At 59.4% G+C, this 24,374-nt stretch carries 22 protein-coding genes; 8 read left to right on the top strand and 14 right to left on the bottom strand.

The window, feature by feature from the left end:
* From OKB77_RS19750 to OKB77_RS19715, 8 genes are all read left to right on the top strand, one after another.
* Positions 1-244 (top strand): hypothetical protein (locus OKB77_RS19750; protein ID WP_270818247.1); only part of this gene is annotated, 244 nt, incomplete at its 5' end.
* Between the two features lie 246 nt (positions 245-490).
* Positions 491-1,108: a glutathione S-transferase family protein gene (locus OKB77_RS19745; protein ID WP_199428548.1), complete on the top strand. Its 618-nt coding sequence runs from the start codon at positions 491-493 to the stop codon at positions 1,106-1,108.
* A 233-nt stretch (positions 1,109-1,341) separates the two neighbouring features.
* Positions 1,342-1,761, top strand: coding sequence for a D-ribose pyranase (gene rbsD / locus OKB77_RS19740; protein WP_103252053.1), 420 nt, complete (start codon positions 1,342-1,344; stop codon positions 1,759-1,761).
* A gap of 36 nt (positions 1,762-1,797) precedes the next feature.
* A complete protein-coding gene (gene rbsA, locus OKB77_RS19735; protein WP_058057685.1) occupies positions 1,798-3,327 on the top strand; it encodes a ribose ABC transporter ATP-binding protein RbsA in 1,530 nt (509 codons plus the stop codon).
* Positions 3,324-4,292, top strand: coding sequence for a ribose ABC transporter permease (gene rbsC, locus OKB77_RS19730; RefSeq protein ID WP_005351946.1), 969 nt, complete (start codon positions 3,324-3,326; stop codon positions 4,290-4,292). The genes rbsA and rbsC overlap by 4 nt, the downstream gene beginning before the upstream one ends.
* A 30-nt stretch (positions 4,293-4,322) precedes the next feature.
* Positions 4,323-5,198, top strand: a complete 876-nt coding sequence (gene rbsB / locus OKB77_RS19725; RefSeq protein ID WP_005336672.1) for a ribose ABC transporter substrate-binding protein RbsB — start codon at positions 4,323-4,325, stop codon at positions 5,196-5,198.
* 108 nt (positions 5,199-5,306) lie between these two features.
* Entirely contained in the window at positions 5,307-6,239 is a 933-nt protein-coding gene (gene rbsK, locus OKB77_RS19720) for a ribokinase (protein WP_265775564.1), read from the top strand.
* Complete coding sequence (locus tag OKB77_RS19715; protein WP_236562639.1) at positions 6,239-7,243, top strand: substrate-binding domain-containing protein; 1,005 nt, start codon at positions 6,239-6,241, stop codon at positions 7,241-7,243. The genes rbsK and OKB77_RS19715 overlap by 1 nt, the downstream gene beginning before the upstream one ends.
* 86 nt (positions 7,244-7,329) lie before the next feature.
* Here the strand turns inward: OKB77_RS19715 and OKB77_RS19710 are convergent, their stop codons facing one another.
* The 14 genes from OKB77_RS19710 to OKB77_RS19645 form a co-directional block, all read right to left on the bottom strand.
* Entirely contained in the window at positions 7,330-8,979 is a 1,650-nt protein-coding gene (locus tag OKB77_RS19710) for a GGDEF domain-containing protein (protein WP_270818241.1), read from the bottom strand.
* Positions 8,979-9,455, bottom strand: a complete 477-nt coding sequence (locus OKB77_RS19705; protein ID WP_103252055.1) for a hypothetical protein — start codon at positions 9,453-9,455, stop codon at positions 8,979-8,981. Before OKB77_RS19705 ends, OKB77_RS19710 begins: the two co-directional genes overlap by 1 nt.
* Before the next feature lie 91 nt (positions 9,456-9,546).
* Positions 9,547-10,320, bottom strand: a complete 774-nt coding sequence (gene cobB / locus OKB77_RS19700) for a Sir2 family NAD+-dependent deacetylase (protein ID WP_270818239.1) — start codon at positions 10,318-10,320, stop codon at positions 9,547-9,549.
* 60 nt (positions 10,321-10,380) lie between these two features.
* Complete coding sequence (locus OKB77_RS19695; RefSeq protein ID WP_236562637.1) at positions 10,381-11,022, bottom strand: GNAT family N-acetyltransferase; 642 nt, start codon at positions 11,020-11,022, stop codon at positions 10,381-10,383.
* Between the two features lie 3 nt (positions 11,023-11,025).
* Positions 11,026-12,270: a response regulator gene (locus OKB77_RS19690; protein ID WP_270818237.1), complete on the bottom strand. Its 1,245-nt coding sequence runs from the start codon at positions 12,268-12,270 to the stop codon at positions 11,026-11,028.
* On the bottom strand, positions 12,257-16,246 hold the full coding sequence (locus tag OKB77_RS19685) for a response regulator (RefSeq protein ID WP_270818235.1): 3,990 nt from the start codon (positions 16,244-16,246) through the stop codon (positions 12,257-12,259). Before OKB77_RS19685 ends, OKB77_RS19690 begins: the two co-directional genes overlap by 14 nt.
* Before the next feature lie 15 nt (positions 16,247-16,261).
* Entirely contained in the window at positions 16,262-16,558 is a 297-nt protein-coding gene (gene ihfA, locus OKB77_RS19680) for an integration host factor subunit alpha (protein WP_005300715.1), read from the bottom strand.
* Between the two features lie 3 nt (positions 16,559-16,561).
* On the bottom strand, positions 16,562-18,949 hold the full coding sequence (gene pheT, locus OKB77_RS19675) for a phenylalanine--tRNA ligase subunit beta (RefSeq protein ID WP_270818233.1): 2,388 nt from the start codon (positions 18,947-18,949) through the stop codon (positions 16,562-16,564).
* A gap of 12 nt (positions 18,950-18,961) precedes the next feature.
* Complete coding sequence (pheS, locus tag OKB77_RS19670) at positions 18,962-19,945, bottom strand: phenylalanine--tRNA ligase subunit alpha (RefSeq protein WP_005351972.1); 984 nt, start codon at positions 19,943-19,945, stop codon at positions 18,962-18,964.
* A gap of 379 nt (positions 19,946-20,324) precedes the next feature.
* Positions 20,325-20,681 carry a 50S ribosomal protein L20 gene (rplT, locus tag OKB77_RS19665; RefSeq protein WP_005336687.1) on the bottom strand — a complete coding sequence of 119 codons (357 nt, stop codon included), beginning with the start codon at positions 20,679-20,681 and terminating at the stop codon, positions 20,325-20,327.
* Between the two features lie 15 nt (positions 20,682-20,696).
* Entirely contained in the window at positions 20,697-20,894 is a 198-nt protein-coding gene (gene rpmI / locus OKB77_RS19660; RefSeq protein WP_005336688.1) for a 50S ribosomal protein L35, read from the bottom strand.
* Between the two features lie 86 nt (positions 20,895-20,980).
* The gene (infC, locus tag OKB77_RS19655; RefSeq protein ID WP_196783562.1) at positions 20,981-21,511 is read right to left on the bottom strand and encodes a translation initiation factor IF-3; all 531 of its coding nucleotides are present in this window, start codon (positions 21,509-21,511) and stop codon (positions 20,981-20,983) included.
* Between the two features lie 21 nt (positions 21,512-21,532).
* Positions 21,533-23,461 (bottom strand): threonine--tRNA ligase, encoded by a 1,929-nt coding sequence (gene thrS, locus OKB77_RS19650; protein ID WP_005336690.1) that lies wholly within the window; start codon positions 23,459-23,461, stop codon positions 21,533-21,535.
* Between the two features lie 233 nt (positions 23,462-23,694).
* The gene (locus OKB77_RS19645; RefSeq protein ID WP_270818232.1) at positions 23,695-24,282 is read right to left on the bottom strand and encodes a tetratricopeptide repeat protein; all 588 of its coding nucleotides are present in this window, start codon (positions 24,280-24,282) and stop codon (positions 23,695-23,697) included.
* Positions 24,283-24,374 lie beyond the last annotated feature (92 nt).

Genomic DNA, 24,374 nt, shown 5'->3' with positions numbered 1-24,374 from the left:
TTTTTGGAGTGATGGGCATTTCAAATGCGGACAAAGAGTTCGTGGTGAAGGTGCGATCCACTTGTTCGCACCTTCCTTAGAAACAATCGTTAAGAATAAATACCCAGGTTTGAGGGCCCATTGTAAAAAAGGTAAGGATGGTGAGTTAAAATACTCAATTGTAAGCAAGATAATGCTCACATTAACGAATGGCGCTCTTATACCTAAAGCCTATGAACAAGTAATTTCGGATGTTCAAAAATAAAAAAGCGAACAACGGACATATTACAACGTTAGGATAACATCAATCAAGGTAACAACTATCCCCCAGCCTTTAACCGACAAGGCTGCCAAAGCCGATTAATTCTGCGCTTTTTCATTACCCCTTAGGGGTGTAGATTGGTTGTGGGGGCAAGCGTTGCCCCCTCTCTTTTTTCATGACTGCCCGTGGTGCTCCGCGAAGCAATCTTTCGCCGATATTGCGGGTGGCCTGAGCCAATCAGGAGTATTCATGTCCGATCTGACCCTCTATTTCGCTCCCGGCACCTGTGCCATGGCCGTGCAGATTGCCCTGCTGGAAGCAAATGCCCCGTTCCAACCCCGTCTCGTCAACCTCGCCGCCGGTGAGCAGCGTGATCCTGCGTATCTTGCCATCAACCCCAAAGGGCGGGTGCCTGCCCTGATCACCGAGCAGGGCACTCTGACCGAGACCCCGGCCCTGCTGCTCTATGTGGCGCAGCGCTTCCCCGATGCCAAGCTGGCGCCGCTGGACAACCCGTTTCTGCTGGCCCGCATGCAGGAGGTCAACAGCTTCCTCGCCTCCACCGTGCATGTCTCCCATGCCCACGGTCGCCGTGGCAGCCGCTGGGCCGATGACGAGCAAGCCATTGCCGCCATGCAGCAGAAAGTCGCCAGCAATATGCGCGATGGCTTTGCCCAGATTGAGCAGCACTATCTGGCAGGCCCCTGGGTGCTGGGCGAGCAGTTCAGCGTGGCGGATATCTATCTGTTCGTGGTCGCGGGCTGGCTGAAAAGCGATGGGGTCGAGATCAGTGAATTCCCCAAGGTTGCCGAGCATTATCAGCGCATGCTGAGCCGTCCGGCGGTCGCCAAGGCAGTGGCCAACTAACCATAAAATCAATAGCTCGATGAATAACAAGGGTGTCAGGGCTCTGCTGACACCCTTCCTGCCTCCTCCCCTGCACTTCTTCTCCCGCCTTTGAGATCGTTTTCACATTTCCGTGGTTTTGCCGTGGCCCTTCCTTAGTAAAAAGCCTATCTTTGCGTCATGACGCAACCGGTTGCGTAACCGGTTGCCTAGCGGTTCACAGATTGACGGGCCAAGGCCTGATGAGGTGCTGTATGAAACGAGGCGTACTGCTCAATGCTCCCCTGAGTGCTCTGGTGGCACAGATGGGCCACACCGACGAGATCACCGTCTGCGATGCAGGCTTGCCCATTCCGGCAGGTCCGGAGCGGATCGATCTGGCGCTGATGGCGGGGACGCCCAGTCTTGAAACCGTACTGACCGCCCTGCTCACCGATCTGGTGGTGGAGAAAGCGATCATGGCAAGCGAGATCAAGCAGATCAGCCCCGCCGCCCATCAGGCTCTGGTCGATCAGCTTGAGGCCCACGCAGCCGCTCAGGGCAAGCCCATCGCCATCGAATACTGCCTGCACGAGGAGTTCAAGACCCGCTCCCGCCAGAGCAAGGCGATCGTGCGCAGCGGCGAGGTGACTCCCTACGCCAACCTGATCCTCTGCGCCGGTGTGGCGTTCTGACATTCTTCAAAGAAGGCCTCTTCAAGGAAGCTGCAAATGAGCACAACCTCGCCCCTCTCACCCATTCTGGAGCTGACCGGGATCGTCAAGACCTTCCCCGGTGTACGTGCCCTCGACGAAGCGGGTCTGCGGGTCTATCCGGGCCAGGTGATGGCCCTGCTCGGTGAAAATGGCGCCGGCAAATCCACCCTGATGAAGGTGCTGACCGGTATCTATCAGGCCGATGCGGGCAGTGTCAGCTACCGCGGTCAGTCGGTCCACTTCAAGGGCCCCCGCGACTCTCAGGATCAGGGGATCAGCATCATCCACCAGGAGCTGAACCTGCTGCCGGAGCTCTCTATCGCCGCCAACATCTTCCTCGGGCGCGAACCCCGTACCCGTTTTGGCAGCATCGACCACAAACAGCTGCGCGAACGGGCGAGCGGGCTGCTGGCGCGACTTGGCGTCAAACACGGCCCGGATACCCGGCTCGGGGATCTCTCCATCGGCGAACAGCAGATGGTGGAGATTGCCAAGGCGCTGTCGTTCGATGCCAGCGTCATCATCATGGACGAGCCGACCGATGCGCTGACCGATACCGAGACCGAGCAGCTGTTCAAGGTTATCCGCGAGCTGCGCGAACAAGGCTGCGGCATCGTCTATATCTCCCACCGCCTCAAGGAGATCTTCGAGATCTGCGATCGGGTCACTGTGCTGCGCGATGGCAAGTGGATCGGCGAGAAGGCGGTGAGCGATCTGGATGAAGACAAGATCATCGAGATGATGGTGGGCCGCCGACTGGAAGAGCAGTATCCGCGTCTTGAGCGCGAGCTTGGCCCCGTCAGCCTGCAGGTTAAGGATCTGGCCGGTCCCGGCGTGCGCGGGGTGAGTTTCTCCCTGCGTCAGGGGGAAATTCTGGGCTTTAGCGGCCTGATGGGCTCCGGCCGTACCGAACTGATGAAGCTAATCTATGGCGCCAGCCCCATCAGCGCCGGTGAAGTGGCAGTGGACGGTCATGCTCTGGTGCCCAAAAGCCCGGCCGATGGTCTGGCCGCAGGCATCGCCTATATCTCCGAAGATCGAAAAGGAGATGGACTGGTGCTGGAGCTGTCGGTGCGCGAAAACATGAGTCTCTGCGCCCTCGACGAGTTCATCAGCAACGGCAAGATTGACGGCAAGGCCGAGCGGCAGGCGGTGAGCGACTATGTGCGCCTGTTCAACATCAAGACCCCGAGTCAGGATCAGCTGATAAAGCTGCTCTCTGGCGGCAACCAGCAGAAGGTAGCCATCGCCAAGGGGCTGCTGACCCGGCCCAAGGTGCTGATCCTCGACGAGCCGACCCGCGGCGTCGATGTGGGGGCGAAGAAGGAAATTTATCAGCTGATCAACCAGTTCAAGAAGGAGGGGATGAGCATCATCCTGGTCTCCTCCGAGATGCCGGAAGTGCTCGGCATGAGTGATCGCATCATGGTGATGCACGAAGGGCGCATCAGCGCAGAGTTCAACACCCGCGATGCCAATCAGGAGAAGCTGATGGCGGCGGCAGTCGGTAAACAGTGGCAAGCAGAGCAAGAGGCATCCCAATGACAACCCAAACCCTTTCCCGCCGTGGCGTCATGAGCAAGGCGTGGTGGATCGAGAACAAATCCCTGGTCGCGCTGCTGGTCCTGATTGGTGTGGTCTCGGCCTTAAGCCCCAACTTCTTCACCGCCGACAACCTGCTCAACATCCTGCGCCAGACCTCGGTCAACGCCATCATGGCGGTCGGCATGACGCTGGTTATCCTCACCGCCGGTATCGATCTGTCGGTCGGCTCGGTACTGGCCCTGTGCGGCGCGCTGGCTGCCACCATGGTCGCCATGGAGCTGCCGATCTGGCTGGTGGTGCCCCTCACCCTGGGTGCCGGTGCCCTGCTGGGCGGCGTCAGCGGCCTCATCATTGCCAAGGGCAAGGTACAGGCATTTATCGCCACCCTGGTCACCATGACCGCCCTGCGCGGCATCACCATGGTCTATACCGAAGGTCGCCCCATCTCCACCGGTTTCAGTGACGGCGCCGATCACTTCGCCTGGCTCGGTACCGGTTACCTGTTCGGTCTGCCGGTGCCCATCTGGCTGATGGCCATCGTCTTCCTGCTCGCCTGGTTCATGCTCAACCACACCCGTCTCGGTCGCTACATCTACGCGCTGGGCGGCAACGAATCGGCTACCCGCCTCTCCGGCATCAATGTGGATCGGGTGAAGCTGGCGGTGTATGGTCTGTGCGGCGCGCTCTCGGCGCTGGCAGGGCTTATCGTTACCTCTCGTCTCTCCTCTGCCCAGCCGACGGCGGGCATGGGTTACGAGTTGGATGCCATCGCCGCGGTGGTGCTGGGTGGTACCAGCCTGATGGGCGGCAAGGGACGCATCATGGGGACCCTGATCGGTGCCTTGATCATCGGCTTCCTGAATAACGCCCTCAACCTGCTCGACGTATCCTCCTATTACCAGATGATCGCCAAGGCCAGCGTGATCTTGCTTGCCGTGATGATCGATAACAAAAGCAATCGTTGATAAGACAAGCCACACACAAGGAATGAAATGATGAAAAAGCTCAATACCCTGCTCGCTGCCGCCATCATGTCCGTGCTGGGCACCGCCCATGCCGCCGATCAAACCCTGGCCATGGTGGTCTCCACCCTCAACAACCCCTTCTTCGTCACCATGAAAGAGGGTGCCGAAGCCAAGGCCAAGGAGCTTGGCTACGAGCTGGTGGTACTGGACTCCCAGAATGACCCGGCCAAAGAGCTCTCCAACATGGAAGATCTCACCGTACGCAAGGTCGGCGCCATCCTGATCAACCCCACCGACTCCGAAGCGGTCGGCAACGCCATCCGTCTGGCCAACCGCGCCAGCATTCCGGTGCTGACCCTGGACCGCGGCGCCGCGCAGGGTGAGGTCAAGGCCCATATCGCCTCCGACAACGTGGCGGGCGGCAAGCTGGCCGGTGACTTTATCACCGAGAAACTGGGTACCGGTGCCAAGGTCATTCAGCTGGAAGGGATTGCCGGTACCTCCGCCGCCCGCGACCGTGGCGAAGGTTTTGCCCTGGCCGTGGCGGCCAACAAGCTGCAAGTGCTGGCTTCCCAGCCTGCCGACTTTGACCGCACCAAGGGTCTGAACGTCATGGAAAACCTGCTGGCGGCCCACCCGACCGTTCAAGCCGTCTTTGCCCAGAACGACGAGATGGCGCTGGGTGCCATCCGCGCGGTGCAGGCTGCCGGTAAAGAGGTAATGATCGTCGGCTTCGACGGCACTGACGATGGTAAAGCCGCCGTTGCCAAGGGTAAACTGGCCGCCACCGTGGCCCAGCAACCTGCCCTGATTGGTGCCATCGGCGTCGAGACTGCCGACAAGGTGCTGAAAGGTCAGCCGGTCGAGAAATCCATTCCGGTACCGCTGCAAGTAGTCAGCAAGTAAGTTCTCGAGGGGAGGTTCGCCTCCCCTTTTCCCTCTCGTTCAGGTGCCTCCCGGCTTGAACTCACTCAGTCAGAGTGTTCAAGCCAAGATGCATCAGGAGTAGTCAACATGAATCGTCTCGTCGTTCTGGGCAGTGTCAATGCAGACCACGTGCTGCGTGTTCCCCACTTTCCTCGCCCGGGTGAAACCCTGACCGGTCACAGCTATCAGGTAGTGCCCGGTGGCAAGGGGGCCAATCAGGCGGTTGCGGCCGCCCGCCTTGGCGCCCCCGTCTCCTTTATCGCCCGCATCGGTGATGATGCCATCGGCCACCAGATGAAGAGCGGCTTTGCCAAAGATGGCATCGACGTCAGCGCCGTCGAGCTCGATCCCAAGCTCCCGACCGGTATCGCCATCATCTATGTGAGCGATGAGGGGGAGAACAGTATCGGTATCTCCGCCGAAGCGAACGGCGCCATCACTCCGGCTGTGGTGAAAAACCACGAAGCGATGATCGCCTACGCCCACACCCTGCTGTTGCAGCTGGAAGTGCCGCTGGAGAGCGTTCATGAAGCTGCACGGCTGGCCCGCGCCCACGGCACCCGGGTGGTGCTCAACCCCGCCCCCGCCCGCCCGCTCTCCGCTGAGCTGTTGGCGCTGGTGGATCTTATCACCCCCAACCAGACCGAGGCCGAGCTGTTGACCGGCGTCAAAGTCACCGACGAAAAGAGCGCCCGCGAGGCGGCAGCCCGCTTCCACCAGATGGGCATTGCGGATGTGATGATCACTCTGGGGTCGCAGGGGGTCTATTGCAGCAACGCACAGCAGCAACAGCTGATCCCGGGCTTTCGTGTCAAGGCGGTGGATAGCACTGCCGCGGGCGATACCTTCAACGGCGCCCTGCTGGCGGCGGAACTGGCGGGTGCCGATTTCCACAGCGCGGTGCGCTTTGCCCACGGGGCGGCGGCACTCTCCGTCACCCGCTTCGGTGCCCAGAGCTCGATCCCGAGCAAGCAGGAGGTCGACACCTTCCTGCTTGAGCAGACTGCGCAGGGGCACTGATGGCCAATATCAAGGAGGTGGCGGCGAGGGCCCAGGTCTCTACCACCACCGTCTCCCATGTCATCAACGAGACCCGTTTCGTGGCACAAGAGACCCGTGAGCGGGTCTTTGCCGCCATGCGCGAACTCAATTATGCCCCCAGCCTGGTGGCCCGCAGCCTCAAGGTGAAGGAGACCAACAGTATCGGCATGCTGGTCACCACCTCCAGTAACCCCTTCTTTGCCGAGGTGGTGCGCGGGGTGGAGCGCTACTGCTTCGAGCAGGGCTACAACCTGATGCTGGGCAACACCGAGGGTCAGGCCGAGACGGCCCTCTCCTACCTCAAGATGATGCTGCGCAAGCGGGTCGATGGCCTGCTGATCATGTGTAGCGAAGGCCAACAAGAGGTGTTCAACCAGCTCGACTGGCTCAAGAGCCTGCCGGTGGTGGTGATGGATTGGGGTCTGGTTAGCGAGGATGTAGACCTTATCGCCGACAACTCCTTCCACGGTGGTTATCTCGCGACCCGCCATCTGATTGAACTGGGCCATACCGCCATCGGCTGTATCACAGGCCCCCACAGCCGCGCCCCCGCCAACCAGCGCCAAGCTGGCTTCGAGCAGGCGTTGCAGGAGGCAGGTCTCACGATCAATCAAGAGTGGATCCAGGAGGGGGACTTTGACTGCGCCAGCGGCCATCAGGCGATGACTCGTCTGCTGGCATTGCCCGAGCGCCCCACAGCCCTCTTTGTCTGCAACGACATGATGGCGATGGGAGCCATCAGTGCCGCCCATCAGGCGGGGCTGGTGATCCCGCGGGATATCTCCATCGTTGGCTACGACAATGTTGCGCTGGCTGAATTTATGTCGCCGCCGCTCACCACCGTCAACCAACCCAAAGAGGAGCTGGGGCGCCTCGCCGTCACCCGCCTGCTGGCGCGGATCAACGGCGAGGCGGTGGAGAATCACCTGATCACCGTCGACCCTGACCTGGTGATCAGACAATCTTGCGCGCCCCGCCCCTGATTTTCAGGGGAAACAAAAGAACAAGGCGACCCCAAGGTCGCCTTGTTTCATTCTGTCTCTTACCGGTGCAATACCGCTTTTTGCCCTCAGGCCAGCGACCGGGTCTCCCTGACTGCCAGCACTTGCAGTGGCACCAGCCCCAATCGTCTGGCCAGAGGTTGCAGCAACTCGCCATCTTCATCACCCTGCGGCAGCCAGTAGCGGACAGGCCAGCCTGCTGCCAGCTGTGCCGAGGTGGTGCAGCCAATCTCTCTGAGCGCCAGAGTACAACCCTGCTGCCGCAATCCCGCCAGCAAGGCACCATCCGGCTGTAGCGTCGGTACCAACAACACTAGCGGCGTACGGGAAGCCTCCGGCAAATAGGCCAGTAGATGGGTCAGCTGGGCCTGATTGTCGAGCGGGACCAGCAGTGCCCGACCATCGGCATACTGCGCCTCGTGCGCCTGCAGCACACGGGCCAACACGGGCCCCAGTACGCCGCACTCCTGCAGCCAGCGCATCTGGCAGGGCGCCCCCAGCTCACGCCACTCAAGCGCCAATTGCCACATCTCGTTGCCCTGTCCGTCCGTCAGCGCCTGCAACGCCACTCGCAGCGGTGCAGGCTCGCGCCCCGCCAGCCACTCTCGCAGCTGATGAAGTTGCTGCTGACTCAACTGCAACTGCTGCAGCATGGCAGGCTCAAACCAGCTGATCGCCCCCTCCTGGCTACGCTTGGCCTGATTGAGGGCCAGGATGGCCTGATCCAGCAGCCGTGCGGCATCCTGCTGTTGCGCCTTGGCGACCCCGAGCCGACAGGCCAGATCGAAGCTGCACTCCCGGGTCACAAACTCGAAATGGAGCAGATCCACCAGCTCATGAATGGCGGTTTCCAGCGCATCATCCGCCTTGGTCAGCACCACGGCAAATTCGTCACCACCGAGCCGGTAAGCGTGACTGCCATGGGCCTGTTGCAGCTTGTTGGCCACCATCTGCAACAGCCGATCTCCGACCTGATAACCCAGCAGATCATTGACCTGCTTGAAGCGCTTGAGATCGAGCACCACCAAAGCGCTCACATCATCGGCATGCAGAGCGCGAGAGAGCTGCTCCTGCAGGGCACGGCGGTTGCCAAGCTGGGTCAGGGGATCGAGCAGGGCAAGCCGACGGTTCGCCAGATTGGCGCGAATGAGGGCTGCGACCAGAGCGCCACCGGTCAGCAGCAGGATCAGTTGCCAGATCTGCAGCCAAAACAGGCTGTTACGGATCTGGCTGACCGAATGCTCCCGCTCCTGGCCGGAGAGGATCTGATCCCCTATCTGTTCGATGAGACGGGTCTGGCTGGCGATCGCCTCCTGCAAGCGGGCAAGCTCAGCCCCCTCGCGCAGCGCACCAGCCTCCATCTGGGGTTCGAGCTGCTTGATCTGCTCGAACAGGGTGGCCAGCACCTTGCCGAGTCCGTGCCGCTGGCGCATCTCGGCGGTCTCACTGCTGATGAGGAAGATATCGAGCCGGTTCCACAGCAGATCGTAATCGAGGCTCAGGGTCTCCATCGACAGTCTGCCAGCCCGATAGAGCTGCAGGTCGTAGAGAAAACGCTGGGATTCGAGCATCACCTGGCTGATGTTCCAGTGGACATTGCGGTAGAAAGTATCGACCAGCTGCTCCTGCCGATACTGCAGATAGAGGCTGCTGCCCGACGAGAGCAGAAACAGCAGCGACACCGCAACCAACAGCAGATTTTGGCGGGATAGCCCCATCAATCGACGATCTCGATGCGGGTCACCTGCCACACCATGCAGTTGTGAATGGCAGGGACGTCCAGCTTGGGATAGGTGGTGAACGGGATGAGCAGCCAGAGCGGCCCCTTGTTGCGCCGGGTCAGCGGTTTGCCGTCCTCCTGACGCACCAGGGTCAGCGGCACGCCGTCGAACAGGGCCAGATCCACCACCTGCTGATAGCCGTTGAGGGCCGAAACGGCGATCTTGCGGGCATCCGGGATCCCTTGCGCCGCCAGCACGGCTGACAGGGTCGGCCCGCGATAGTGGTGGGTGCCCTGGGTCCAGGGGGTAGTCGTGGTGAATTCGGTCTGTGGCAAGGCGGAGAGGGCCGCCTCATCGAGGGTCACCTGCTGGCCATCTGGCAGTACCAGGGTCATCAGGGGGATGGAGGCCGATGCGCTGGCACTGGCCAGCATCAGGAGAAAAAAAGCGATCCATTGCTTTACTGCGGTCATGGTAATTTGCGCCAACTGCGTCCCATTTTTTAAATGGTTGCCAGTGTGGCGATTTCACCGAACCATTGCAACTGTCCCGTCGCACAGTAGCTCAGGGACCGCGCATCTCCATCCAGTTGTGCCCCTCGACTTGCCTCGGTTGATGAATGCCGCACGCCTCCAGCAACTCATCGACATAGGCGGGCACCAGCAGGGAGGCTGGGCCATAGCGTTTTTCGTCAAACTGGCTACCTACCTCGCTCGGTTCGAGATTGAGCTCGATGGTGTGCGCCCCGTTCAATCCCGCTTCATGGACAAACCCGGCGGCCGGATAGACGGCGCCAGAGGTGCCGATGGAGATAAAGAGATCGCACTGGGCAAGCGCGCTGTAGATGCGATCCAGCCCGAGCGGCATTTCGCCAAACCAGACCACATGGGGACGCATCGGCTGGGGAAACTGGCAGCAGGAGCAGAGCTCGTCCTGATGGAGATCACCGCGCCACTCGATCACCTGACCGGACTCGGGGCAGCGGGCCTTGAGCAGCTCGCCGTGCATATGGATAAGGTTCTTGCTGCCCGCGCTCTCATGCAGATTGTCGATGTTCTGAGTGACCAGGGTCACCGAACCGGGCAGCAGTCGCTCGAGGCGGGCCAGCGCATAGTGGGCCGGATTGGGATGAACCTGGGGCTGTTGCAGCTGTTTACGGCGGGAGTTGTAAAAGCGCAGCGCCAGTTCGGGATCCCGGGCATACCCCTCGGGGGTCGCCACATCCTCGACCTTGTGCTCTTCCCACAAGCCGTCGCAGGCACGAAAAGTCTTGATGCCGGATTCGGCAGAGATCCCCGCGCCGGTCAGGATCACGATATGTTTATATGACTGCGCCATAAGCTGCTCCGTCTATCCCCGCACAATAAATGTGACCTTAGCACAGGGAAAAAAGTGTCACTATTCGCCCTTGGTCTTAAGCGGCGCCGCTGGCGGCACGGGCAACCAGGCATCCAGTACCGACAGATCCAGCCTGACAAAGACCATCTCCCGTCCGGTCACCAGGGTCAGCGGCAAGCCAAGGCGCTTGAGCAGGGTCAGCATGGGCCGGTTCTGGGCCAGCACTTCCGCCGTCCACTCCCGGATCCCGTCCTCCCTGGCCAGCAGTGCCAGCGCCAGCAGAATGCGCCGCCCCGCCCCCTTGTGCTGGAAGTGATCCGCCACGATGCAGGAGAACTCCGCCCGATCGGGATGAAGGCGACGGCGGATTGATTGCGCCTGAGCCAGCGGCTCACCGGCCAGATCGGTCAGCAGCAGCGAGATCTGTTGCTCGGGATGGTAATTGAGAAATTGGGCCACCTGTTCCGGTGGCGGCGTCCGTTTCGAGCGCATAAAGCGCAGATAGATGCTCTCTTCACTCAATGCATCGTAAGCGGCCAGCATGCGGGCAGGCGCCACACCATGCAGCTCGCGCAGCAGGCAAGGCACCCCGGATACCTCCATAGCCAGTGGCAGCGCAGCCCGGGAAACCGGATGGGGCCAGCCCTCCAGCCCTTTGCCAAGGCGCTCCCGGTGCATGGGCCAGCAGAGGTAGCGCGGCATGGCTTACCAGCGCCCCATCATACCGCGCTCTCGCCACACTTCGACGTCGAGCAGGTTGTAAGGATCATCCAGATAAACGGCGATCCCCAGCTCCCGAACCCGGGCCATAAAACGCCCCAGCAGGGAGTCACCGGTCAAGGACTCCATCTCAGGCAAGATCCCCTGCCCCAGCAGCAAGGCTTGCAGCGGCAAACGCTCCAGCAGATCGAATGGCAGATGCTGGCTGTTATCGAGCAGCAGCGCCAGCTTGCTCCCCGCCAGACTGGCTTGCAGCACCAGCGCGAAGCGCTCGGCATTGCCGAGCAGGTGGTCACGACGGTGGATCAGCAGGGTCAGTTCGGCTGGGGTACGCGACTGCTCCGTCAGCCACTCCTTGAGCGCCTCCCAGCGGCTGGGCAGACCCGTCACCGCCAGCCAGACCAGATGAGGGGTCGCGGGACTGGAGAGCAGCCCTAGCTGACCCTGCACCTCCCCCTGCCACCGGCGGATGGAGCGGCGCTGGCCGCTCAAGCGCTGCTGACGCAGCGGGCCCAGATAGACTCGACGCAGCAACCTGAGCAGCTCGTCGCAATCAAGCGGCTTGGCCAGCGCCGCCAGAATATTGAAACCGGCATCGTGCAGCAGGCGGCGGGCACCGTCGATCAGCGTCTGCTCATGGGCCGAAAGCAGCACAATGGGCAGCCCGGCCTCCTGCAACTGGGGCTGGTTCATCAGCAGACTGATGGCATCTTGCTCCACCAGACTGAGATCGCACACCAGCAGGCTGATGTCGCCCGCCGACAATGCCACAAGACAGGCCGATTCATCCTGTACCCACTGACAGGAGAGCCCCAACCCGGCGATGGTCTGTTGCAGCTGCATTCCCTGAAACGGGTGATCCTCGAGCAGCAGCACCTTGTTAGCGGCCAGCCAGTTGCACCAGTCACGATAACTGGCGGCAAGCCCCCCCAGCCAATCCTCGCCAATAGCGTAAATTCCCTCATGCTGCTGCAACTGGGAGAAGTAGTCCGCCTGCTGATGAGCGGTGGGGTCGTAAAGTGCGATGGCGCCGGCCGCAAACAGCCCTTCCCACTGCCAGCAGGCATCCGGTCGGGTACGGTGCAGCGTGACATAGGAGGGCAATGTCATGGTGCTGGCCAACTCATGGGCGGTGCTGTCGAGGGCATAGAGCACAATGGGGCAAAATCCTGCCGCCTCATGCTCTTCCGAATCGAGCAACGCCAGTAATTCTTCATCAGTGATGATCATCTTGAGCCCTCTTTGAAAACTGCTGGCTGAACTCATCCAGTGCCTGGTTCAATCTGGCTTGCAGCATCGGATGGGGCGCCTGTTGCCACTCTTCAATGACCGCCACCAACGCAGTCGCCCCTACCATTCTGGCGGCCCCCTTCAACTTGTGTAAAGCAGCATTCACGCCAACTTCATCTTCTTCTGTGCTGCAGCGCTCAAGTTCGGCCAAATCATCACGGGTAGCCTTCAGATAAAGGGCGGCCAGTTCATCGGTCAGCAGCGAGGCAACCGGTGTCGGGGCGACAACATTGCTCCCTTCTTTGGCAATATGGCGCAGCAAGGTCGCCAGCTCCTTGAGGGCGACCGGCTTGTCCAGATGGCCATCGCAACCGCAGGATTGCAGCTCCCTTGCCGCCTGATCACTGAGATCTGCGGTGATCACATAGACCGGCAGACGGGCCCAACGGGCTGATTGGCGCAATTGCCTGCACAGCTCGGCCCCGTTCATCACCGGCATCTGCAGATCGGTCAGCACAAAATCCACCTCCTGCTGCGCCAGCATCTCCAGCGCCAGCTGCCCGTTGGCGGCAGTGATAACGCTGGCACCAAGTTGCCCCAGTTGCAGGCTGATCAGCTCGCGATTGACATCGTGATCTTCAACCAGCAGTACCCGCATGCCAAGCCCTGGCTGGGTGCCTGCGACCGGTTGATCCGGGGTCAGCCGTGGCTGCAGCAGGGTGATGATGGTCCCGGGCACCCAGGACTCCCCTTGCCAGGCCCAATAGTAGAGCCCCTTCTCGTCCACCTCCGCTTGCAGCGTATCAACGGCGTTGCTGACGGTGGCGATTCCCAATCGACTAAGCCAGGGCGACAGCGCTTGCGCCTCATCGTGGGGTAAAGAGAGTGCCAGTTGCCGCACATTGGGCTGCCAGTCCGGCTCCTGCTGCACCCGCTTCAGCGGCAACTCGCAATAGAAGCGGCTACCGCCACCGACGCGCCCCTCGACATCGATAAGGCCACCCATCTGCTCGACCAGCTGCTTGCAGATCGCCAGACCAAGACCGGTGCCCGGCGCCCGCAGTTGCCCTTCAACGGCAAACTGCTCGAACGGCATAAAGAGCGTGGTGCGCATCTTGGCAGTGATCCCCGGTCCCTGATCATCCACACCAAAGCGCAAGGTCGATGCGACCACCTCGGCCCACAGCACCACTTCCCCACGCAGGCTGAACTTGATGGCATTGGAGAGCAGGTTATGGAGCACTTGCCGTACCCGGTGAGGGTCGAGGGTCTGCAGGGCTGGCAGAGCCGGGTCCAACTTAAGGCGCAGTTGCAATCCCTTGGCCCGCGCCTTGGTCCAGTGCACCGCCGCCACGTGCTCACACAGCTCGGCAAAATCGGTGGGTTGCGGCGAGAGGGAGAGTTTGCTGTTTTCGTTGCGGCTAAAGTCGAGCACATCGTTGAGCAGGCCGAGCAACTCATCCCCCGCCTGACGCACCCGTGCCAGCGCCGAATCCTGCTCTCTCGACAAAGGAGTGCTGGCCAGCCATTCCAGCAAGCCGAGCATGGCGTTCATCGGCGTGCGGATCTCGTGGCTGATGGCGGCCAAAAAGCGCCCCTTGGCCAGAACTGCCTGTTGCGCCTGCTCATGGGAGTGCTGCAATGCCTGATCCTGCTCGACCCTGGTAGTGACATCCTGCATCACCGCATAGATCCGCCAACCCTGCGGCTGACTGCGGCCACGGCCATAGAGCTGCAACCAGCGCAGACCCTTGGTCGGATGGTGATAGCGCATGGTGAACGCGAAGGGTTTGCCAGCCTGCAGCATAGCGAACATCTCACGGCGTACCCGACGGCGATCCTCGCGCTCCAGCATAGTGAGCACCCGTTTGGGCTCACGACGGATCTGCTGGCTCGCCAGCCCCAGCAGCTCGTAACAGCCCCGGCTGATAAACTCGATACCCCCTACCCGTCCCCGCTCGAACATAAACTGCAGCACCACGCCGGGCACGGTATTGGTCAGGGCACGCAGGCGGCGCTCTGCCTGACGCAGAAAACGGGCCTGCTCACGCAGCACGCTGATATCCGACAGGGCGATGAGATCGGTGGCAGGTGCCTGCTTGTCCAGTCGCAGCGGATGCTGGGCATAGGCGAAAACCTGATCCCCCAGCACCAACTCCCCTTCACTCTTCTGAGGTTGCACCGGCGGCAGCATCAACTGCTGCGAATAGCGCAGGGCCAGACGTCGCCCCTGTTTATTGGATTTGATCACCTTGCCCTGGCTGTTGCGCAGATAGACGGGCACCGGCAACGCCTGAAACATGGTTTCCCGCAGCTCGCTCTCGATGGCCAGCGCCTTCTCGGCGGCGTGACGCTGGGCCACTTCCCGTGCCAGTTGCTGGCGGGAACGCCAGATCCCGCCGATGACAATGCTGCTGACCAGCAGTGCCATGGCAATGGAGCCAAACCAGGCGGCGTAGCTCACGCCGGGCTGCTGCACGACGAGCAAGCGGCGCCAGCGCTGGTTAAGTTCGTCAATCTGGGTGCTGGTCAGCGCCATCAGGTTGCGATCCATCACCCCGGCCAGTTCGGTCTGACTCTTGTTGATGGCAAAGCCAAGGCTGAAGCGATCTTCCAGCTCCTCGATATCGAGCCCTTCCAGCAAGTTGGTACGCTGGGGATATTGCAGCTGATAAAGCTCGCTCAGCATGGCGTCAGCCTTGCCCTGTTTGATCGCTGCAAGCCCCTGCTCAATGCCGTCGGTGCGAAGCCACTCCTGATCACCGAGCAGGGCGAGCAAGGAGGGATCGTAGAGGGATTCAGGCACCAGAATACGTTGGCGCTTGAGTTGGGTAATGCGATCAGCAGCCAGCTTGCGCTTGCTGATCAAGGCAAACCGGTTGGTGGAGATCGTCCGGCTGAAAATGAACTGATCCGTCAATGCCGGGGATTCCGGCAAGCTGGCCATCATATCCGCCTCACCACGGTGAAGCTTTTCTACGGCCTCCGCCTTGCTGGCGGCAGGCACCAGCTTGTATTTCAGGCCGGTCTCCTGGGTGACCCAGCGCAGCACATCCGCGCTCCACCCTTTCGCCTCCCCCAGATCATTGACGCCGCTATAGGGCATCAACTCGGGATTGACCACCAGGCGAATGGTGCGCCCGCGGCCGGATAACCAGGCCTGCTCGGTATCGCTGAAGTGGGGCTGGTTGACATATAGCGACCCCTGATCGAGATAGCGAGCCAGATCGGTATAGATAGTACCGGCGGGCATATGACGGATCAGGGTGTCCACCAGATTGGCCAACTCAGGCTGATCACGCATCATCAGGCGATAGCTGATGATCCGATCCTCACCAAACAGGCGGCGCAGGCGCAAACCATCGGCAGGAAACTCGCGCATCAGATAGCGCAGTTGCAGATAGTCCCCCAGATAGGCATCACCCTTGCCGCTCTGCAGCGCGTCGTAGACCTTCTCTCCGCTTTTTAGGGAAATAATGCGCGCCTGAGGATAAAGCTCGTGCAGCAGGCGGGCAGAGTCTGCTACCGAGTAGACCAGAAAGCGGGCCTGTTTGAGATTTTCACCCTTGTAGAGGATGGCGGCATCGGTCTCCATCATCGGACGGCTTAACCGCATGCCCTCCACGGCCTTCTTGCGGGTTCCGACATAGGGAATGATGTCGCAGTCACCCTCTGCGAGCCCGTTGCGCAATGTCTGCCAATCGGGCAACTCTTTGAGCACGAGGGGAACCGGGAACAGCTCCTGCAACCGGGCGAGACGATCCTTGAGCAGTCCCCCCTCGGCCATCAGGTATGGTGGAGGAAGCGTCGCAGGATAGCAGAGCGAAAGCTGACTCAGTGAATTTACATAAGCTTGGGTCGCCGGCGCCAACGGCAGCACTGTTGTCTGCAAAGGCTTGGCGTGCAATGGCAGTGCCAGCACGGCACCCAGAAGAAAAACGGGGAATTTGGTCATCTGAAAACAAAAGCCAGGCATCTGCCTGGCTTTTTATCACTCGTTGGGTTCAACATTTTCTACCCTGGCCTTGAGCTTCTGGCCAGGCCGGAAGGTCACCACGCGGCGGGCGCTGATAGGAATATCCTCGCCCGTCTTGGGGTTGCGTCCGGGACGCTGATTCTTCTCACGAAGGTCAAAGTTACCGAAGCCTGAAATCTTGACTTGTTCACCACGCTCAAGCGCCTGTCGGATTTCCTCAAAGAAGGCTTCCACCATATCTTTGGCTTCACGCTTGCTCATCCCGAGCTGGGTGAACAGGTGCTCTGCAATGTCGGCTTTGGTAAGCGCCATAGATCAATCCCTCAAGGATGCATTCAACTCTTCACCAAGGGCCCGCACGACATTGTCTACGGTCTCGGCAATCTCTTTCTCCTCCAGGGTGCGCTGGGTGTCTTGCAATACAAGACTGATGGCCAGGCTCTTCTTGTCCTCTGCCATACCAGCACCCTGGTATACGTCAAACAAGTTTATTCCAACTACCTGATTTCCGCCAACTTTTTTAATTACCGCAAGCACATCACCTGCCAGAACCTGACGATCGACCACCACGGCGATGTCGCGACGGTTCGCCGGGAACTTGGAAACTTCGGCTGCCACAGGCACCTTGGCCGGGGTCAGCTTGTCCAGCTCCAGCTCAAACATCACCACGCGGCTCTTGAGGCCCAGCTTCTTCTCGAGGCTCGGGTGGATCACGCCGATGTGGCCGATGATCTCGCCATTACGCAGGATGGCTGCGCTCTGGCCCGGATGCAGGGCGCTGTGCTCGGTACGCTCGAAGGTAAAGGTGGCCCCTTCGGCGGTCAAGTCCAGCACCGCTTCCAGATCCCCTTTCAAATCAAAGAAGTCGGCTGCGCGGGTTTTGATGTCCCAGTGCTCGTCGCTCTGGTTGCCGGTGATGATACCGGCCAGCATCGGCTCCTGACGGATGCCGTTCTCGGCGCTTTCATCCTTGATGAAACGCAGACCCTGCTCGAACAGACGCACACGCGGCTGCTGACGATTCTGGTTGTAAACAACGGCTTGCACCAGACCCGGGAACAGAGAGACACGCATGGCGGACATCTCGACCGAGATCGGGTTCGGCAGCACGATGGCATCGCTCTGCGGGAACAGGGTTTGCTGGGTTTTGGGATCGACGAAGCTGTAGGTGATCGCTTCCTGGAAGCCGCGGTCAACCAGCAGGTCGCGCACGCGCTTCAAGGTCACCTGCCCTTCTGCCTGCTCCACCATCGCCAGAGAGGCGGCGGGTTTCAGGTTCGGGATATTGTTGTAGCCGTAGATGCGGGCCACTTCCTCGATGAGATCTTCCTCGATGGCGATATCGAAACGCCAGGAGGGTGCCAGCGCGGTCCAACCGTCAGCATCCACAGTGACTTGCATGCCGAGGCGGGTCAGGATCTCGACCACCTGAGCATCCGCCACGCTGATACCGATCACTTTATCGAGCTTGCTGCGACGCAGCTTGATGGGGGCCGCTTTCGGCAGATGGGCATCGGATTTGACCTCGATGACCGGACCCGCTTCGCCGCCGCAGATATCCAGCAGCAGACGGGTGGCTCTGTCCATCACCTTGGCTTGCAGCTGCGGATCCACCCCGCGCTCGAAGCGGTGGGAAGAGTCAGTGTGCAAACCGTAAGCGCGAGCACGGCCGGTGATGGAGAGCGGCGCGAAGAAGGCGCACTCCAGCAGGACGTCGGTGGTGGTCTCGGAAACACCGGTGCGATTGCCGCCGAAGATCCCGGCCATGCAGGCAGGACCTTTGGCATCGGCAATCACCAGGGTGGTCTCTTTGAGCTTCACTTCGTTGCCGTCGAGCAGGGTCATCGGCTCATCGGCGTGGGCACGACGCACCACCAGTTCCCCTTCCAGGGTAGCCAGATCGAAGGCGTGCATCGGCTGACCGTATTCCAGCAGCAGGTAGTTGGTGATGTCGACAATGGCGTCGATGGAACGAATGCCGCCACGGCGCAGCTTCTCTTGCATCCAGAGCGGGCTCTGGGCCTGCAGGTTCAGCCCCTTGATGACGCGCCCCAGATAACGGGGGCAATCGGCTGGCGCTTCAACCCGGATCGGGAAAGTTGCATCAATGGTGGCAACGGCTGGTGTCCAGGTCGGTTCGACCACGTCGACGCTGTTGAGCACACCAATTTCACGGGCCAGACCAGCAATACCGAGGCAGTCGGCACGGTTCGGGGTCAGATCCACGTCGATGGAGACGTCGTTCAGATTGAGGTAGTCGCGAATATCGGTACCGATGGGGGCATCGGCCGGCAGCTCGATGATGCCATCGGCTTCAACGTCGATACCCAGCTCGCTGAAAGAGCAGAGCATGCCGTGAGACGGCTGGCCGCGTAGTTTAGCTTTCTTGATGGTGAAATCACCCGGCAGAGTCGCCCCTACTTTGGCCACGCACACTTTCAGGCCCTGACGGCAGTTTGGCGCGCCGCAGACGATGTCCAGCAGCTCGGCTTCACCCACGTTGACCTTGGTCACCCGCAGTTTGTCGGCGTCAGGATGCTGGGCGCACTCGACCACTTCACCCACCACCACATTGTTGAACTGGCCGGCAACCGCTTCCACGGCGTCCACTTCCAGACCGGCCATGGTGATCTGCTCGGCCAGTGCGTTGTCACTCAACTCGGTGCGGACCCACTCCATCACCCAGGATTTACTGAATTTCATGTTCTCTCGCCCTTACTTGAACTGCTTGAGGAAGCGCAGGTCGTTTTCGAAGAAGGCACGCAGGTCGTTGACCCCGTAACGCAGCATGGTCAGGCGCTCAACGCCCATGCCGAAGGCAAAGCCGGAGTATTTTTCCGGATCGATACCGACCGAACGCAGCACGTTCGGGTGCACCATGCCGCAGCCCAGCACTTCCAGCCACTTGCCGTTCTTGCCCATCACGTCGACTTCGGCGCTCGGCTCGGTGAACGGGAAGTAGGAAGGACGGAAGCGAATGGTCAGGTCTTCCTCGAAGTAGTTACGCAGGAAGTCGTGCAGAATGCCCTTCAGCTCGGTAAAGCTGGCATGCTCGTCAACCAGCAGACCTTCAACCTGATGGAACATCGGGGTGTGGGTCATGTCGTAGTCGTTACGATAGACGCGGCCCGGTGCAATGATGCGGATCGGCGGCTGTTGCTGCTGCATGGTGCGGATCTGCACACCGGAGGTGTGGGTACGCAGCATCAGATCAGGATTGAAGTAGAAGGTATCGTGATCGGTACGCGCCGGGTGATGAGCCGGAATGTTCAGCGCATCGAAGTTGTGGAAGCCATCTTCAATCTCGGGACCACGGGCAACCTTGAAGCCCATCTCGCCAAACAGGCGCTCGATGCGCTCGATGGTGCGGGTTACAGGATGCAGACCGCCATTCTCGATGCGGCGACCCGGCAGGCTGACGTCGATGGTCTCGGCGGCCAGCTTCTGGTTCAGCACGGCAACTTCGAGCGCTTCACGACGCTCGTTCAGCGCATCCTGAACCTGCTGTTTGGCCTGGTTGATCACGGCGCCCGCGGCGGGACGCTCTTCGGCAGACAAGGCACCCAGGCCCTTCATCTGCTCGGTAAAAAAGCCCTTTTTACCCAGATATTTGACCCGGATTTCGTCGAGGGTCGCGATATCGCTCACGCCCTCAATTTCGGCTCTGGCTTGGCCGACTACTTCTTCAAGCTGTTGCATGTCTTCCTCGTCACCACTCCCGGTACAGGAGCCTTTAGGCTAAATAAGGTCAAGAGGGGAATAATACAAAAAAAGCCCCTTCGCTGACCATAGCTAAGGTGGGCTTTTCTCCCTACAAATCATTTTGTTATATCAAGCGAGTCTCATCGGCTCACCGTCACTCTTGAAATAATAGAACAAACATCTAGTTTGTTGGCATATAAACCATTTGTAGAACAGGTCATCTCGCACATATCGCCTTGTGTGGAGAAAACTGTAGCGCGTGTAAAACAGTGGACAGAATATGGACGAGGAAAAAGAAAAAGTGATGTAAAACAGATGGTTATAGATACAAAAAAGGAGGCCTGAGCCTCCTTTTAGCGTTTATAACAGAACTGGATTAGACCAGAGCTGCTTTAGCTTTTTCAACCAGGGCGGTGAAAGCCATTTTGTCGTGAACGGCGATATCGGACAGGATCTTGCGATCGATCTCGATAGAAGCCTTCTTCAGACCGTTGATCAGACGGCTGTAGGACAGACCGTTCTGACGGGCTGCAGCGTTGATACGCGCAATCCACAGCTGACGGAACTGACGCTTTTTCTGGCGACGGTCACGGTAGGCATACTGACCAGCTTTGGTTACCGCTTGTACCGCTACGCGGTAAACACGGGAACGGGCGCCGTAGTAACCTTTGGCGGCTTTCATTACTTTCTTGTGACGAGCTCGAGCAGTCACACCACGTTTAACTCTTGGCATTTTTCACATCCCCCCTTATGCGTACGGCAGACAAGCGACAACACGTTTGTGGTCGGCAGCAGAAACCATGAATTTCGGTCCCAGCTGACGCTTACGCTTGCTGCTCTTCTTGGTCAGGATGTGACGCAGGTGGTTGTGCTTGCACTTGAAGCGACCCGAGCCAGTCTTTTTGAAGCGCTTTGCAGCACCCCGGTTGGTTTTCATCTTCGGCATTTCATACTCCGCATTGTGAGTGACAACAAAATCGCAAGGCGAACCAACTCATGGGGCGAGCCCCATGAGTCAATTTCTTGTGGGCCTTAAGATTTCTTCTTAGGTGCGAGGACCATCACAGCTTGACGGCCTTCGACTTTCGGGAACGACTCGACTACGGCCAACTCTTCCAGATCGTTCTTGACGCGCTCCAAAACCTTGATACCAAGATCCTGGTGGGCCATTTCACGACCACGGAAGCGCAGGGTGACCTTAGCCTTGTCCCCGTCTTCCAGAAAGCGAACCAGGTTGCGTAGTTTTACCTGATAGTCGCCTTCGTCAGTGCCAGGACGGAATTTGATTTCCTTAACCTGGACGACTTTCTGCTTTTTCTTCTGTTCTTTGGTTGTTTTGCTCTTTTCGTAGAGGAATTTGCCGTAATCCATGATCCGGCAAACGGGCGGCTCAGCATTTGGACTGATCTCGACCAGATCAACTCCGGCCTCTGCGGCCAAGTTCAGAGCATCCTGAATGGAGGTGATGCCAATGGCTTCACCATCCAGACCAGTCAGACGAACTTCTTTCAGACGGATCTCTTCATTGATCCGGTGAGCGCGGGCTTGCGGTTGCTTGCCCAGTTTTTTTCCGCCTTTTATAGCTTATTCCTCCACTTTCTTTTGTCCGCGGGTCTGAACTTCCTGGGTCAGCAGAGCGATAAACTCTTCAACAGGATAAGTGCCCAGGTCAGCCCCTTTACGAGTCCGTACTGCAATCTTACCGGCTTCAACTTCTTTATCGCCGCAGACCAGCATGAAAGGTACTCGCTTCAAAGTATGCTCGCGGATTTTAAAGCCAATCTTCTCATTTCTCAAGTCCGCTTTTGCGCGAAGGCCCGCATCATTCAATGCTTTGGCTACTTTCACCGCATAATCGGCCTGATTGTCCGTGATATTCATGACCACAGCCTGAGTCGGTGCCAACCAGGTCGGGAACAGACCGGCGTACTCTTCAGTCAGAATACCGATGAAGCGCTCGATAGAACCCAGGATGGCCCGGTGGATCATCACAGGTACATGACGATCGTTGTTTTCGCCCACATAAGTGGCACCCAGACGACCAGGCAGGGCAAAGTCGAGCTGCACGGTACCACATTGCCACGCACGATCAAGGCAATCGTGCAGGGTAAATTCAATTTTGGGACCGTAGAACGCCCCTTCACCCGGCTGCAGATCGTACTTCAGACCGTTGAGCTCCAGCGCTTCGGCCAGGGCTTTCTCGGCACGATCCCACATCTCGTCGGAGCCGATACGCTGCTCGGGACGAGTGGAGAGCTTGACCACGATGTTCTCGAAGCCAAAGGTACCGTAGACGTCATAGACCATACGAATACAGCCGGAGACCTCTTCCATGATCTGCTCTTCGGTACAGAAGATGTGAGCGTCATCCTGAGTGAAGCCGCGCACCCGCATCAGACCGTGCAGGGAACCGGACGGCTCGTTGCGGTGGCAGGAACCAAACTCGGCCATACGCAGCGGCAAATCACGGTAGGACTTCAGACCCTGGTTGAAGATCTGGACGTGACCCGGGCAGTTCATCGGCTTGATGGCGTACTCGCGGTTTTCAGACTGGGTGGTGAACATGGCCTGGGCATACTTCTCCCAGTGACCTGAACGCTCCCACAGGACGCGGTCCATCATGAACGGACCTTTCACTTCCTGATAGTCGTACTCTTTGAGCTTGCCGCGGATGAAGGTTTCCAGCTCGCGGAAGATGGTCCAGCCATCGTTGTGCCAGAACACCATACCGGGTGCTTCTTCCTGCATGTGATACAGGTCAAGCTGCTTGCCGATCTTGCGGTGGTCGCGCTTGGCGGCCTCTTCCAGGCGCTGCAGATAGGCCTTGAGCTGCTTCTTGTCAGCCCAGGCGGTACCGTAGATACGCTGCAGCATCTTGTTGTTGGAATCGCCGCGCCAGTAGGCGCCGGACATCTTCAGCAACTTGAAGTGGTGGCAGTGACGCATGTTGGGCACGTGCGGGCCGCGACACATGTCGATGTACTCTTCGTGATGATAGAGACCTGGCTGGTCATCACGGGCAATGTTCTGATCCAGGATTTCGACTTTGTAAGACTCTCCGCGCGCCTCGAATACATCGCGCGCTTCTTGCCAGGAGACTTTCTTCTTGATGACGTCGTAATCCTTGGCTACCAGCGCCAGCATGCGCTCTTCCAGGGCAGCCAGATCTTCATCGGTCAGGGTACGGTCAAGATCAACGTCATAGTAGAAGCCGTTGTCGATGACAGGACCGATGGCCATCTTGGTCTGGGGCCAAAGTTGCTTGATAGCATGACCCAGCAAGTGGGCGCAGGAGTGGCGCAGGATGTCCAGACCTTCTTCGTCTTTGGCGGTGATGATGGCCAGCGCAGCATCGGCTTCGATCAGCTCGCACGCATCCACCAGTTCACCGTTTACCCGACCGGCAATGCACGCCTTAGCGAGACCGGGACCGATGTCCGCAGCCACATCCATGACGGAAACAGAGTGGGCAAATTGACGTTGGCTGCCGTCAGGCAGAGTAATGATTGGCATTATGTGTTTCCTTATACAGTGGTGACCCCTACCAAAGGTCACATGCGGGATGGAAAATAAATTCGAAATGGGTGATGTTCTGGTTCTCCACAGCACTTTGCGAAGACGGCCTGACACGTAAACCACATGTCTAACGTGACAAACCAAGCCAAAACGGCCCCATGCTACCAGAAGTCGGGCGTGCTGTATCGGATTTGCAGATATTTTCTACAGTCAAATGAGTCTCCTGCCGACTATTCACCAAGCAGAGATTGCCAGTTGAAGTCAAAGTCACTGCTCCCCTCCTCTGCCAGCGCCAGCTCTTGCAGCACCTGAAGCGCCAACTTGTTGCCCTTTTGTGCCGCCTGATAGAGCCACTGTTTCGCCTGGGGCAAATCGACTCTGCCGCTCGCCCCCATCAGATGAAGCACACCGACTTTCAACATGGCAGGTACATCACCGTTGCGGGCGGCCTGCTCCATCCAGTGAAAGGCTTCTCGCAGATCCCGCTTTACCCCGACGCCGCGCAGATAGAGCTCTGCCAGCCGATATTGACCAAAAGCATCCCCCGCCTGCGCCGACTGGCGATAGAGGCTGATGGCCCGCTGCATATCCTGCTCGCTCCCCTGCCCCACTTCATGGCTCCAACCCATCAAGGCTTGCGCCCGGGGTTGCCCCTGCGCCGCCAGTGGTGACCAGATCCGGGTCGCCTCATCAAAGTGACCGGTACGCCAGGCACGGTTGGCGGCAGCCATCTCCTGCTCGGTGGAGAGCGGAAGCAGACGCCAGATAACGAGGGCAAGCAGACAGATAAACAGCCAGCGGGAAGTGGTGGGGCTCATGATGATTTCCGTGATCCAGTTCTCATTTCGTCTATGTAAACGAAATGTAGCGTTGCGATCAAGCAAGAGATCCCTGCGACAACCCTTTTGCA

Source organism: Aeromonas sp. Y318-3 (assembly GCF_027706185.1).
Classification (GTDB): domain Bacteria; phylum Pseudomonadota; class Gammaproteobacteria; order Enterobacterales; family Aeromonadaceae; genus Aeromonas; species Aeromonas veronii.
This window is presented reverse-complemented; position numbering and strand designations above follow the sequence as displayed.